Origin of the sequence: Streptomyces sp. NBC_00554 (genome assembly GCF_041431135.1) — a bacterium.
Lineage (GTDB): Bacteria > Actinomycetota > Actinomycetes > Streptomycetales > Streptomycetaceae > Streptomyces.
Genome location: NZ_CP107799.1, coordinates 9,177,413 through 9,189,980 on the forward strand (window position 1 = coordinate 9,177,413; position 12,568 = coordinate 9,189,980).

At 71.7% G+C, this 12,568-nt stretch carries 11 protein-coding genes; all 11 read right to left on the reverse strand.

Going from position 1 to position 12,568, the window contains the following annotated elements:
* Positions 1-24: 24 nt before the first annotated feature.
* From solA to OG266_RS40775, 11 genes are read right to left on the reverse strand one after another with little or no spacing between them, the layout of a single operon-like run.
* Positions 25-2,460, reverse strand: a complete 2,436-nt coding sequence (solA, locus tag OG266_RS40725) for an N-methyl-L-tryptophan oxidase (protein WP_371551950.1) — start codon at positions 2,458-2,460, stop codon at positions 25-27.
* Positions 2,457-4,094, reverse strand: coding sequence for an aldehyde dehydrogenase (locus tag OG266_RS40730; protein WP_371551951.1), 1,638 nt, complete (start codon positions 4,092-4,094; stop codon positions 2,457-2,459). Before OG266_RS40730 ends, solA begins: the two co-directional genes overlap by 4 nt.
* On the reverse strand, positions 4,091-4,939 hold the full coding sequence (locus tag OG266_RS40735) for a creatininase family protein (protein ID WP_266469363.1): 849 nt from the start codon (positions 4,937-4,939) through the stop codon (positions 4,091-4,093). Before OG266_RS40735 ends, OG266_RS40730 begins: the two co-directional genes overlap by 4 nt.
* A 29-nt stretch (positions 4,940-4,968) precedes the next feature.
* Positions 4,969-5,427 (reverse strand): cytidine deaminase, encoded by a 459-nt coding sequence (locus OG266_RS40740; RefSeq protein ID WP_371551952.1) that lies wholly within the window; start codon positions 5,425-5,427, stop codon positions 4,969-4,971.
* The gene (locus OG266_RS40745; RefSeq protein ID WP_371551953.1) at positions 5,424-6,188 is read right to left on the reverse strand and encodes an amidohydrolase family protein; all 765 of its coding nucleotides are present in this window, start codon (positions 6,186-6,188) and stop codon (positions 5,424-5,426) included. Before OG266_RS40745 ends, OG266_RS40740 begins: the two co-directional genes overlap by 4 nt.
* Entirely contained in the window at positions 6,185-7,189 is a 1,005-nt protein-coding gene (locus OG266_RS40750) for an ABC transporter ATP-binding protein (RefSeq protein WP_371551954.1), read from the reverse strand. The genes OG266_RS40745 and OG266_RS40750 overlap by 4 nt, the downstream gene beginning before the upstream one ends.
* Positions 7,186-8,238, reverse strand: coding sequence for an ABC transporter ATP-binding protein (locus OG266_RS40755; RefSeq protein WP_371551955.1), 1,053 nt, complete (start codon positions 8,236-8,238; stop codon positions 7,186-7,188). Before OG266_RS40755 ends, OG266_RS40750 begins: the two co-directional genes overlap by 4 nt.
* On the reverse strand, positions 8,235-8,924 hold the full coding sequence (locus OG266_RS40760) for an alpha/beta hydrolase (protein ID WP_371551956.1): 690 nt from the start codon (positions 8,922-8,924) through the stop codon (positions 8,235-8,237). The genes OG266_RS40755 and OG266_RS40760 overlap by 4 nt, the downstream gene beginning before the upstream one ends.
* Before the next feature lie 5 nt (positions 8,925-8,929).
* Positions 8,930-10,012, reverse strand: a complete 1,083-nt coding sequence (locus OG266_RS40765) for an ABC transporter permease (RefSeq protein WP_371551957.1) — start codon at positions 10,010-10,012, stop codon at positions 8,930-8,932.
* Positions 10,009-10,917, reverse strand: a complete 909-nt coding sequence (locus OG266_RS40770) for an ABC transporter permease (protein ID WP_371551958.1) — start codon at positions 10,915-10,917, stop codon at positions 10,009-10,011. The genes OG266_RS40765 and OG266_RS40770 overlap by 4 nt, the downstream gene beginning before the upstream one ends.
* Positions 10,910-12,553, reverse strand: a complete 1,644-nt coding sequence (locus OG266_RS40775; RefSeq protein WP_371551959.1) for an ABC transporter substrate-binding protein — start codon at positions 12,551-12,553, stop codon at positions 10,910-10,912. The genes OG266_RS40770 and OG266_RS40775 overlap by 8 nt, the downstream gene beginning before the upstream one ends.
* Positions 12,554-12,568 lie beyond the last annotated feature (15 nt).

Consider the following 12,568-nt stretch of genomic DNA (forward strand, 5'->3'; position numbering starts at 1 on the left):
CGGGTGACCCCCCGGTGGTGCCCTTCACCGGGCGCTCCCGGGAGACAGCCGGGCCGGGGACAGGAAGTCCAGGTCCGGGCGAGCGGTCCCGCACACGAGGTCGGCCAGCGCCTCGCCGAGCGCAGGACCGAACTTGAAGCCGTGCCCTGAGCAGGCCGAGGCCACCAACACCTGGGGCACGCCCGGTACTTCGCCGACCACGAAACGCCGGTCGGCCGTCATGGTGTAGAGGCAGGTCAGGCTCTCGGTCACCGGACCGGCACCGGGCAGAACCTGCGCCACCGCCTCGGCGAGCAGGGCGAGTTCGTCCCCGGTAGCGGGTGGCCGGGCCGTGTCCGGATCCCAGGCCGGGCCGCTGTCCAGGCCCGCCTTGAGGCCGCGCCCGTCGGCCGCCGGGAAGCCGTACAGCAGCCCCTGCGGCAGATCCACCGAGAAACTGCCCAGACCGGACCTGCCCAGCGGGCCCGCCGGGTCGGCGGCGAAGTAGGCGTTGACTATGCGAGTGACCGTCAGATGTGGGGCCAGCGACGGGACTTGGGCCGCCGTCCAGGGACCGGTGCACAGCACCAGACGCCGGGTACGCAGCACACCGTCGGTGGTGCGCACCACGACCTGGTCGCCGTCGGGCTCCCAGTCGATGACCGGGGTGTCGTCCCAGATGGTGGCTCCTGACCTTTCGGCCAGGGCGAGTTGGGCCAGCAGAGCCTCCTGCACGTCGATGATCCCGGCCCGCGGATCGTGCACCGCACCGAATCCGGCGGGCAGCCGCAGCCCCGGGAAGATCCGTGCCGCCTCCTCGGGACCGACCAGCCGGCAGCCGGGGCCGCGCAGCGGATCGGGACGGTCCACCGGCGCCGCGTACAACCCCCCGGTGATGTCGACCAGTTGGGTCTTCGCGGCCTTCTCCAGTTCCTCCCAGGCCTGGTACGCGGTGGCCACCAGACCGTCCCAGTCGGTGTGCGGATAAGCGCGCCGGATCATCCGCGTCGCCCCGTGCGAGGAACCCAGGTCGTGGCCCAGGGCGTACTGCTCCAGGCCCAGGACGTCGAGTCCGCGCGCCGCAAGACCGCGCAGGGCGGCACCGCCGTGCACACCGAGACCGACCACGATCGCGTCATGGAGCCGGGATTCGGGGCGCGCCGAACGGGGTGTGGGGGCGTCCGCGGGCGACGCCGTTGCGGAACCGCTGCTCTGCGAGGCGGTGCCGTGACGGTTGGCGATCTCGTTCACCGCCTCGACCAGGGCGTCCACGTCGGCCTCGTCGTTGTAGACGTGCACCGAGGCCCGTACCACCTTGGTCAGGCCGCGGGGGTCCATGTCCCAGCGGCCGTGCGCCGCCGGTACCGCGATCAAATGGACCCGGCGGCGGGCGAGTTCGCGCTGTACGTCGGTGGGGTCGAGACCGTCGACCACGAAGGTGACGATGGCGCCGCCCGCGGCCGGCGGGTCGGTGACGTGGACGCCCGGCAGCGCGGCGAGGCGTTCCCGCAGTGCCGCGGTGACCGTCGCCAGGTGCCGGGCGACGGTGTCGACGCCCAGGGCGCTCAGGTCGGCGAGCGCTGCCCCCAGGCCCAGGCGCAGGGCGTGCGCGGCTTCCCACAGCTCGAACCGTTTGGCGTCCGGCACCAGTTCCCAGCTGCGCTCGGCGATCCACCGGGCACCCCGGACATCGGGCGCCTCGGGGGCGAGCCGGTCCAGGAGGGGACGGCGGACCGCGAGCACCCCGGTGCCGCGCGGAGCGCGCAGGAACTTGCGGCCGGTCCCGACGAGCAGGTCGCAGCCGAGGGCGTCCATGTCGACCGGCAGCTGACCGAGCGACTGCGTCGCGTCCAGCAGGAAAGGCACTCCGTGGGCCCGGGTCAACGCACCGATTCCGGCGGCGGGTTCGACAAGACCGGAAGAGGTCGGCACATGGGCCGCGGTCACCAGGGCGGCGGGACCGGTGCGCAGCGCCGTCTCCAGGGCCTCCAGATCCACCGCGCCGTCCGGGCCGTTGGGCAGCAGCTCCACCCGGACACCGTGGTCGCGCTCGGCCGACAGCAGGTGCAGCGCGCTGCTGACGTAGCTGGAGCGGGCCGCCAGTACCCGGTCCCCGGGGCGGAGCCGCAGCGCCGACACCGCGCGCTGCCAGCCGGCCGTCGCACTCTCGACGAGGGCGACCTCCTCCGGCCGGGCGCCGAGGAGTTCGGCGACACGCGCGTAGACGGCGGCCAGGGCGGGAGCGGCGTGCTGTGCGGCCTCGTAACCCCCGGACAGGCTCTCGGCCCTGAGGTGGTCGATGACCGCCTCGACCGTGCCGGTGGCGAGCAGGGCCGCGCCGGCGGCGTTGAAGTGGTGGCCGGTGAAGGAGCCCGGCGTGCGAGTGCGCTCGGCCGCGACGTCCAAGGGGCGGGCCGCCGGGAGAGGGGGCCCCGATGCCGGGTGCGAGGAGGTGGTCCGGGTCGTCACAGGGGCGCTCACAGGGCGATGGTGATGCTCTTGAGCTCGGTGAACCCGTCGACGGCGGCGTCACCGAGGTCCCTGCCGAGGCCCGACTGCTTCATCCCGCCGAAGGCCACGGCGGGGTCGAACTCGTTGTACGTGTTCACCCACACGGTCCCGGCCTCCAACGCGGCGGCGGTGCGGTGGGCGCGGGCCAGGCTGCCGGTCCACACGCCGGCGGCGAGCCCGTACTCGCTGTCGTTGGCCAGCGCGATCGCCTCCTCCTCGCTGTCGAAGGGGATGACCATGACGACCGGGCCGAAGATCTCCTCCCGGGCGATCCGCATGTGGGGGGTGACACCGGTGAACACCGTCGGTTGCACGAACCAGCCGGGACCGGTGAGCGGTTCGCCGCCGGCGGCCACCTCGGCGCCCTCGGCGCGGCCCAGTTCGACATAGCCGGTGACCCGGTCGTACTGCTCCTGGGACACCAGCGGACCGATGTTGATGCCGCCCTCCAGACCCGGGCCGATCCGCAGCGCCTCCACCGCCGGAACCAGCCGCTCGAGCAACTCCTTCACGACCGTGCGCTCCACCAGCAGCCTGCTCCCCGCCGTGCACATCTGCCCGGAGTGCCCGAACACCGCGCGCACGGCGTTCGGGACCACCGCGTCCAGATCGGCGTCCGCGAAGACGATGTTGGGCGACTTGCCGCCCAGTTCGAGGGTGAGCCGCTTCACCGAAGGCGCCGCCGCGGCCATGATCAGCCGCCCGACCTCGGTGGACCCGGTGAAGGACACCTTGGCGACATCGGGATGCGCGACCAGTTCCGCACCCGTACGCCCGTCACCGGTCACCACGTTGACCACCCCCTCGGGCACGCCCGCCTCCAGGCAGAGCGCGGCCAGCCGCAGCGCGGTCAGCGGAGTCTGCTCGGCCGGCTTGACCACGACCGTGCAGCCGGCGGCCAGGGCGGGGGCGACCTTCCACGCGGCGATCATGAAGGGGAAGTTCCACGGCAGGACGGCGGCGACCACGCCGACCGGCTCACGCACGCTGTAGACGTGCCGGTCCGCGGCGGCGGCATGCACGGTGCCCGTCAACCGGGTCGGGGTGCCGGCGAAATGGCGGATGGCCTGCAGGCCCAGCTCCACATCGCCGCGCGCCCGCTCGATGGCCTTGCCGTTGTCCAGGGTGTCCAGGACCGCCAGTTGTTCGGCGTCACGCTCCACCAGGTCGGCGAGGCGCAGCAACACGTCGCGGCGCTGGCGGGGCGGCAGCCCGCGCCAGCGGCGGTCTCGGTGCGCGGCGGTGGCGGCGGCGACCGCCGCGGACACCTCCTCGGGTCCGGCCTGGGCGATGGTGGTGAGCTGCTTCCGGGTGGCGGGGTCGAGCACCGGGATGCGCTCCCGCGCGCTGCCCGTGGTCCACTCGCCGCCGATGAGCATGGGCTCGCAGTCCGGCAGGTGGGGGAGCGTGATGCTGGGGTCCAAGATGTTCTCCTTCTGGGTCGGATCGCCGTCCCGCGCCGGGGAGTTGAGCCGAGCCGTTGCCTGGGGAGCAGCGACGGACGGACGGCCGGAACCGACGATCGCGCCCGGCGCCGTGGACTCGAGCCGTGGCGTCGCGCCCGGCGCCGTGGACTCGGCTGTCGTTTCCGGTCCTGCCGTCACGCGTGGCGGCCGGGACGGTGGGCCGGATCCGGCCACGGTTCGCGGACCGCCGCGGAGACCGCCCGGGCGGTGGTGAGGACGCAGCGGTCGAACTCCGCCTCGCCGTGCTTCGCGTCGGCGTCGGTCACGTCCCGGCCCCAGACCCCGGTCTCGCTGACCTGGTCCATGCGGTAGTCCCAGAAGGAGTCGACGTCGACATGGGAGGTGGCCCGTTCCATCCGGACCAGCTCCGGCGCCAGATGCAGCATCACGGAGGTCTCGAAGAAGTTGGCGTGCATCAACGCCCGCCCGTAGGTGACGTGTCCGTCGACCTCGGGCCCCGGGTACATCGTCACGTACCCCAACGCCCTGACCCTGGCGTCCCGGTGACGGACCCTCAGTTTCTCGGCCGAGACATCGAGCGCGCCGTTGTTCCAGATGTGCCCGTTGAGCAGGATGAACTGCCGTACCCCGGAGGCGTACAAGGAGTCGATGACGTCCTCCACCACGGCGATCATGGTCTCGGGGCGCAGCGCAACCGTCCCGGCGAAGCCGCCGTGGGACGCGGACACCCCGAAGCTCAGGGGCGGCAGGACGGGTACGCCGGTGAGGGCGGAGACCCCCAGGGCGACGGCCTCACCGATCCGGGTGTCCACCGAGAGTGGAAGATGGGGGCCGTGCTGCTCGGTGGCGCCGACGGGGATGATGACGGCGTCCTGGGCGGCGGCGGTGGACTCGGCCTCCGGCCAGGTCAGCTCCTCCCACAGCACCGGGGAGCCGGTTCCGCCCAACTGGGCGGTGAGTCCGGGGACGTCGAGGCCGGTGGGTACGGTGCGACCGTAGGGCCCGGGAATGGTTGCGGGCATGGTTCTCCTCTCCTGGGGGCCGGTGGTGCTCACCACTGGCGTCGGCTCTTCTCGGGCAGCAGGTCGAGGGCGCGCAACGGGACGGGTTCGTCGCCGTCGACCGTGGTGACCCACACGTCGGCGTCCGGGCAGTAGTCACTGATCAGCTCGCGGCACACCCCGCAAGGGGCGATGATCCGGAACCGGCCCGCCGGCTTGATCTGCACCGAGACCACCGAGGTGATGCTCAACGGCTCCCCGGCGGGCAGGGCACCGCGGGCGGTCCCCATGGCCACCCCTTCGGCACAGATCGAACTGCGCCGGCAGGAGCCCTCCACATGGACGCCGGTGTGCACACTCCCGTCCGCCGTACGCAGCGCGGTCGCCACCTCGTGACGGCCCGACTGCCAGACCCGGGTCAACAACTCCTGGGCGATGGCGAGGAGTTCGGCGTCCGCCGCGCTCATCGACAGCGGGGTCGGCACGGGCCAGACGTCCGTGGCGGTCATGCCGGCAGGCCCAGCAGCCGGGCCATGTTGCCGCCCTCGACGAGCGCCCGGTCCTTCTCGTCCACGACCGCCTTCGCGATCTTCATGCGCTCCAGGTCGAAGTCCGAACCGGGCCACTCACTGCCCATCAGGATCTTCTCGGGCCCAAGACGTGCGTAGGCCCGCTTCACATCGCTCATCAGGGTCGCCGAAGTCTCCAGGTACACGTGCGGCTGCCGCTCGGCCACGATGATCGCCTCCGGCACGTTCCACACCGCCCCCATGTGCGCGATGATCGTCGGCACCTCCGGGTGGTCCCGGGCGATCTCCTCGATGGCCAGCGGCGCGCAGAACGCGTCGTCGAGCGCGTTGATCAGGACCAGCAGTCCGCGCCGGGCACACGCCTCGAACACCGGATCCAGGAGCCCGTGGTCGGCGACGTGGTAACCGTGCAGACTCGGGTGCAGCTTCAGCCCCACCAGGCCCGCGTCGGCCATCCGGTCGATCTCGTCGAGCGCGTCGTCGGCCTGCGGCATCACCTGCCCGAAGCCGAAGAACCGGTCCGGGTACGCGGCCACCAGCGAGGCGATGAAGTCGTTCTCGATGCGCTGGGCGAGCGAGCACACCATCGCCATGTCCACCCCCGCGGCGTCCATCCGGTCGAGGATGCGCCGGGGCTCGAAGGGCGTGTACGGCGGCGGGGCCTGGCCCTTGCGCGCTCCGGTCAGGTAGTCCGAGCGACCGCGGACGTCCTGCGTGGTGTTGTACGCGTCGATGATCAAAGCGTTTCGACCTCACTCACTGGACTCGGGGACCGGGTGGACTCACCGGTCACCAGGGGCAGATGGCAGCGCACGCTGCGCCCGGGCGCGATCTCGCGCAGCTCGGGCCTGCTGATCCGGCACTCCTCCGTCGCGAAGGGGCACCGGGTACGGAACAGGCAGCCCTCCGGCGGATTCGCCGGATCGGGCAACTCGCCCTCCAGGACCCGCTGTTCACGGGGCGCTCCCGGCCGCAGCACGGGAACGGAGGACAGCAGAGCGCTGCTGTAGGGGTGCGCGGGCCCGGAGAAGAACGCGTCCCGGGAGGCGATCTCCACGATCTGGCCCAGATACATGACGGCGATCCGGTCCGCGATGTGCCGTACGACGCCCAGGTCGTGGGAGATGAACAGCATCGTCAGGCCCCGGTCCCGCACCAGGTCCGACAACAGGTTCAGCACCTGCGCCTGGATCGACACGTCCAGCGCCGAGACCGCCTCGTCGGCCACGACGAACTGCGGCGAGGAGGCGAGCGCCCGTGCGATGCCGATGCGCTGACGCTGACCGCCGGAGAACTCGTGCGGCCTGCGCCGGCCGGCCTCCGCGCCGAGCCCGACGAGATCGAGCAGCTCGGCCACCGCCTTCGCAGCCTCGGCCCGGGTGGCGCCCCGAGCCCGCAGCAGCGGTTCGGCGACGATGTCGGCGATCCTGCGCCGCGGATTGAGCGAACCGAACGGATCCTGGAAGACCATCGCCAGCTCGGCCCGCGTACGGCGCAGCCCTCGTCCCCGCAGCCGGGTGAGATCCAGGCCGCCGAACTCGATCCGCCCCGAGGTGGGTTCGATCACCCGCAGCAGGGCCCTGCCCAGCGTGGACTTGCCGCACCCCGACTCGCCGACCAGACCGAGGGTCTCGCCCTGGAGGATGTCGAGGTCGATGTCGCGCAGCGCCCTGACGCGGCCGCCGGCCCGCCCCGGGTACTCGACGCGCAGCCCGCGGGCCTTGACGAGCGCGGCGGTCATGCGCTGCCTCCCTGGGAACGAGCCGTGGCACGGCCGGAGGCGGGCAGCGCGCAGGCGTCGAGATGCCCGTCGGCGCCGTGCCGCTGCCGCAGCTCAGGGCGCTCGGCGCACGCGGCGTGGACGAACGGACACCGGGGCGCGAACGCGCAGCCGGTCGGACGGTCCACGCCGGTCAGCGGACTGCCAGGGATGGTGGGCAGCCGTCGCAGGACCGGCCCGTCGATCGGTGGCACCGAACCGAGCAGCCCCATCGTGTAAGGGTGCTGAGGACGGAACAGCACCTCCTCCCGGGGCCCCTGCTCCACGATCCGCCCCGCGTACATGACGGCCACCCGGTCGGCGACCTCGGCCACGACTCCCAGGTCATGGGTGATCAGCAGTACGGCGGTGCCGTGGTCGCGCTGGACCCGCTTGAGGACCGCGAGGACCTGGGCCTGGATCGTGACGTCGAGTGCGGTGGTGGGCTCGTCCGCGATCAGCAGCGCCGGGTCGTTGGCCAGGCCCATCGCGATCATCACGCGCTGCCGCATGCCACCGGACAACTGGTGCGGGTAGGCGCGCGACGCGCGCTCCGGGCCGGCGATGCCGACCTCGCCGAGCAGTTCCACAACACGGGCCGTCGCCTGCGCGCGCGGCACGTCGCGGTGGGCGCGGATCATCTCGGAGACCTGGGCGCCCGCCCGGTGCAGGGGGTTGAGGGCGGCCAGCGCGTCCTGGAAGACGACCGCGATCTCCTTGCCGCGCACGCCACGCAACTCCCGCTCCGACGCCGCGACGAGGTCGCGTCCGCGGAAGTCTGCCGTGCCGCTGATGTGGGTGCGCGGGCCGCGGTTCAGTCCGACCAGACTCATCGCCAGGGCCGACTTGCCGGACCCCGACTCGCCTACCAGCGCCAGGACTTCACCCTGCCGCAGGGTCAGATCCACTCCGTCCACGGCCGGCAGAGGGCCGGCCCCGACCTCGAACTGGACGTGCAGACCGCGGATTTCCAGCACGGGCGCGGACTCGGGTGTGGTCGCGTCCGGGGTGTGCTGCAGAGCGGCCGTCACGAGTCGGCACCCACGGCGGCAGCCGCCGTGTGGATCAGGTCGGCCACGCGCCGCGGCCACACAAGTGTCGTGTAGTGGCTGCCCGGCACATGCTCGACGGTCGCCTTCATCCGCGCCGCCATGTCGTTCTGGATCTCAGGGCGCAGCGTGCGGTCGTCGTCGGCGACCAGGTACCAGCTGGGCAGGGTGCGCCAGGCCGGGGGACCGGACGGCTCGGTGAAGATCAGGTTCTCCGCCTTGCGGCCCTCCGCCTCTACGACGGCCCGCTGCTCGGCGGAGAGGTCGGACCCGATCTCGGCCCAGAACTCCTCGCTCGGCTCCGACTTCCACTCACCGTTCGGGCCGCGCCGCATGTACTTGGAGATCTCGGCCGGCTCGTACCGCTCGACGATCTCGTTGACGGTCTCGCCCTCGTCGGGACCGAACGCGGCGATGTACACCAGGCCCTTGACCCGCGGGTCGCGGCCGACGTTGCTGATGACCGCGCCGCCGTAGGAGTGCCCGGCCAGCAGCACGGGACCCGTTGTCTCCGCCAGGGCGGCCGCGGTGTTGGTGACGTCGTCCGACAGCGAGGTCATCGGGTTGGTGACGGTCAACAGCCGGTGGCCGAGGGCGGTGAGCAGGGGCGCCACCGCCGACCAGGTCGTCGGCCGTCCGCCGGCACCATGGACCAGCACGATGTCCATACGGGTCATCCTTTCCGTAGCCGCGGGTCGAGGACCGTGTAGAGCAGGTCCACCGCGTGGTTGACCAGGGTGAACAGCAGGGCGATGGCGAGTGCGGCGCCCTGGACGACGGGGTAGTCGCGCTGGAGGACGCCCTGCACCAGCAGGCGGCCGACACCGGCGTACGAGAAGACCGTCTCGGTGATGACCGAACCGCCGAGCAGGGACCCGAACTGGAGCCCCAGGACGGTCACGATGGGCAGCCAGGAGTTGCGCAGCACGTGATGGCGGATCACCACGCCCTCGCTCAGGCCCTTCATCCGGGCGGTCCTGACGAAGTCGTCGTCGAGCACCTCCAGGACCGAGGCGCGCACGATCCGCGTGATGAACCCGGCCATCGACAGCGCGAGGGTGACGGCGGGCAGGATCAGATGCTGTATCCAGGGCCACACCAGCTCGGGGCGGTCCTGGAGGATCGCGTCGAGCAGCACGAAGTTGGTCGTCGGGTGGTAGTCGAGCGAACTGGGCAGGCGGCCCAGGACCGGCAGCCAGCGCAGCCAGACGCCGAACACGACGATGCCGAGCACCCCGAGGGCGAACCAGGGCAGCGAGAAGCTGACCGTGGCCACGGCCCGGGTCGCGGTGTCGACCCAACTGCCCTTGCGCAGCGCGGCGATCACACCTGTGACGACTCCGAGCAGGACGGCGATCGTCATCGCCGCGAGTGTCAGCTCGATCGTGGCCGGAAGGGCGTCCCCGAGCAGCCCCAGAACACTGTTGGACCCGAAGAACGAGGTGCCGAGCCGCAGATGCACCAGGTCGTTGAGGAAGGTGCCGTACTGGGTGAGCAGCGGCTGGTCGAGCCCGAGCGCCTGGTTGACGCGCGCCTCGTTCGCGGACACCTCGGCCGCGGACAGTCCGTTCCCGCCGCCCGCCGCGAGCGAGGTCGCGGGCGAGCCCGGCAGCAGGCGCATGGCGAGGAACACCAGGCTGGCCAGCGCGAACAGCACGACGGGGATGACCGCAAGACGCCGCAGGACCAGCATGGTGACGCCCGTGGCCCACTTGGGCATGTGCAGAAACGGGGCGGCGCTCGTGGAGGCGCTCATGCGGCCCCCCTCGGGTCGAGCGCGTCACGCAGGTCGTCGCCGACGAAGTTGCAGGCGACGACGAACAGCAGGGTGAACGCCGCGGGCAGGATGACCAGTCGGGGCGCGGAGTAGAGGAACTCCTGTCCCGCCTGGACCATGTATCCCCAGTCGGGCTGCGGCGGCTGGATGCCCAGTCCGAGATAGGACAGGCCGGCCGCGAAGCCGGCCGCGACCGAGAGCGTCATGACGACCTGGGCGAGCATCGGTCCTGCGATGTTCGGCAGCAGCTCCCGCGCCAGGATGCGCGGGGTGCGGGTGCCGCCGAGCCGGCAGGCGACGACGTAGTCGCGGGCCGCCTCGCGTGCCGTCAGCGCGCGGGCCAGCCGGGCCAGACCGGGTGCGAGCGAGACGCCGATGCCGAAGACCAGGCTGACCGTGCCGGGACCGGCCACCGCCACCAGCAGGATGACGAGCAGGATGGACGGAAAAGCGAGGGCGAGATCCACGAGGCGCATCAGGACCTGCTCGACGACACCGCCGGCGTACCCGGCGATGAGCCCGATCCCGGTGCCCGCGACGGCGGCCAGCGCGGTCGCCGCGAACGACACGAGCAGCAGCGGTCGGGCGCCGTGCACGAGCCGGGCCAGCTCGTCGCGGCCCAGGTCGTCCGTGCCGAGCGGATGCCCCGAGGAGCCCAGGGGCAGCAGCGCCGACGGGGTCTGACGCAGCGGGTCGGCCTGGACCAGGAGAGGGCCGATGGCCGCCACGAGGACCAGAGCGATCAGGACGAACCACGCCAGCATGGCCGGCCAGGACCGCGCCACCCGGCGACGGCGCAGTACGGCCAGGACGGCACGCCGTGCAGCGGGGGACGGGGGCTCGGGAGGTGGCGCGACCCTGGTCGGAGCCGCGGTGTCAGACACTCGCTTTCTCCATGTAACAGCGGTGGTTGGACAGCGCGCTGGTGTTCATGTTCTTCACGTTCGAGCCGCTCACCACGAGGTTGGCGAAGCAGGCCAGCATCGAGAGCACCATGTAGTCCTCCGCCCAGCGGCGCTGGATCCTGGTGTAGGCGGCCGTGCGCTGCTTGCCGTTGGGGAGGTTCTTGGCCGTCTCCAGGTCCGCCGCGAGCGAGTCGACACCGTCGAGGGTGTCCATGCCGGTGATCGTCGCGCCGTACAGCCCGGTGGGGCTGGCCATGGCGCCGACCATGTCGTTGGCGTCGGGGACGTAGGTGTTGCGCTCCCAGATCATCAGGTCGTGGTAGTCGTCGTCGCCGTCGAGCAGGCGGGTGAAGTAGGTGGCCGGGTCGACGGAGGTGGTGGACACCTTGAACCCGACGTCGGTGAGGTTCTGGGCGACGATCTGCGCGGCCTTCGGGTGCCAGGAGTCGCTGGCCGCCATCAGCCGGATGCTCCGGCCCCCCGCGCCCGCCTCGGCGATGAGCTTCTTGGCCTGGGCGGTGTCCTGGGCGCTCAGGTCGGCGAGGCTGGCGTCGTAGTCGCTCTGCGCGGGCGGGATGGCGTAGCCCCCGGGCAGGGCGCCGACGCCGTAGAACGCCTGGCTGAGGATGGCCTTACGGTCGATGGCGAGGTTGATGGCCTTGCGGACCTTGAGCTCGGGGATGCGCCGGGCGTCGATCATCATGATGGCGTTGGCGCTGTACGGCGTCTTGTAGACGGTCACCGAGTCGTCCGCGCGCAGCTGGGAGGCCGCGGAGTACGGGGTGAACTGGGTGGCCGATATGTCGCCGCTGAGCAGCGAGCTGACGATGGTCGACGGGTCCTGGACCTGGCGCAGCACCAGCCGGTCTACGGGCGGTCTGCCGAGCCGGAAGCCGTCGAAGGCCTCCAGGGTGATGGACTGGCCGGAGGTGGCGGCGGAGAAGGCGAAGGGGCCGGTGCCGACGAGGTGCTTGCCGATGTCGGCGCCGTACTTCTTCAGCGCGGCCTTGGAGATGATGCGGCCACCGATGTCGGACAGCTGGCCGAGCGTCGTCCGGTCCGGCTTCTTGAGGACCATCTTGACGGTGAGGTCGTCCGGGGCGGTCAGCGAGGCCACGTTCGCGCCGAGGTCGGACAGCGGCCGGGTGGCGCCCTTGGGAAGTGTCTTGTCGTTCTCGTCGAACTGCCGGCCCAGGCTGGCCAGCACGTCGGCGGAGGTCAGCGTGGTGCCGTCGTGGAACTTGACGCCGTCGCGCAGGGTGAAGGTGTAGGTCAGCTGGTCGCCGGAGATCGTCCAGCTCTTGGCCAGGTCCGGGGTGGGCTCGTTGGTCTCGAAGGAAATGAAGGTCAGGCCTCGACAGATGCAGTCGACGGCCATCCAGTCGCCCAACGAGGTGTAGAACGCGGGGTCGTTGACGGCGCTGGTGGCGTCGATGGCGAGCGTCAGGGTGCCGCCCTCGCCGCTTCCCCCGGCGTCGTCGGCCGCGGCACCGCAGGCGCTCAGCAGGGCGGGGAGCCCGAAGCCGACTCCCACTCCGAGGAGCCCCGCACCGCGGAGCATGGTGCGGCGGGACACCGCGGGTGATCCATGTGACTGGTCCGGCTGGTCCGGCATGTGGCCCTCCTTGGG